The following is a 672-nucleotide window of genomic DNA, read 5'->3' as shown; positions in this document are numbered from 1 at the left end:
CGAACAATCAGGCAGTTAGCGGCGGCGCCGTGGGCCCAGACGGCTTCCGGCCGCTCGACTTCCGGTGCCCGATTCGATTATAAGGCATTGTTCTTGCGATTGAAAACGACTTTCCGTCCAGGCACTATGTAGAAGATGATCAAGAAATCTTCCTCAAAACCGTGATACCAAGCCGAAAAGCGACTAAACAATATCTCAGAGATAAAAAATGACCAGTGACCATCTCAACAAAGAAGAGCAGGAAATCTTGGATGCGTACGACGCAGGAGAATTCACTTCCGAGATGTCCTCTGCACGCAAGAACTTTCTGGAACGAGCAGCGGCCACGACAGTCGAGCGTGAGACAGAAATCCAGATCAGGATGTCGGAGCGTGACTTGTCTACGCTTCAGAGAAGGGCACTTGAGGCTGGCATCCCTTACCGGATTTTTGTTGCCAGTATCCTACACAAATATGCGTCTGGTAGCTTGTACGACGCCACAGCTAGTGCCTGACCGGAAAGTCGTTTTCAATCGCAAGAACAATGCCTTATAATCGAATCCGGCGCCGGAAGTCGAGTGGCCGGAAATCGCCGGCAGGCACGGCGCCGTCGCTAACTGTCTGATTGTTCCTCGCCAGGGGTGGCGGAAGACCGCCGGTCGTGGCAATGATGGTATTGGATCCGCAAAACTTC

Annotated in this window: 1 protein-coding gene; it reads left to right on the top strand. The window is 52.5% G+C overall.

Annotated features, from left to right (window positions below; all coding sequences use genetic code 11):
- Positions 1 to 208 precede the first annotated feature (208 nt).
- The gene (locus CKO41_RS18320; protein ID WP_200383296.1) at positions 209 to 493 is read left to right on the top strand and encodes a hypothetical protein; all 285 of its coding nucleotides are present in this window, start codon (positions 209 to 211) and stop codon (positions 491 to 493) included.
- Positions 494 to 672: the final 179 nt, after the last annotated feature.

This window comes from Thiococcus pfennigii, assembly GCF_016583835.1.
GTDB classification, from domain to species: domain Bacteria; phylum Pseudomonadota; class Gammaproteobacteria; order Chromatiales; family Chromatiaceae; genus Thiococcus; species Thiococcus pfennigii.
This window is presented reverse-complemented; position numbering and strand designations above follow the sequence as displayed.

Excerpts from the sequence above, each read along its gene's own strand:
- CKO41_RS18320 (WP_200383296.1), top strand. The coding sequence starts at position 209 with ATGACCAGTGACCATCTCAACAAAGAAGAGCAGGAAATCTTGGATGCG.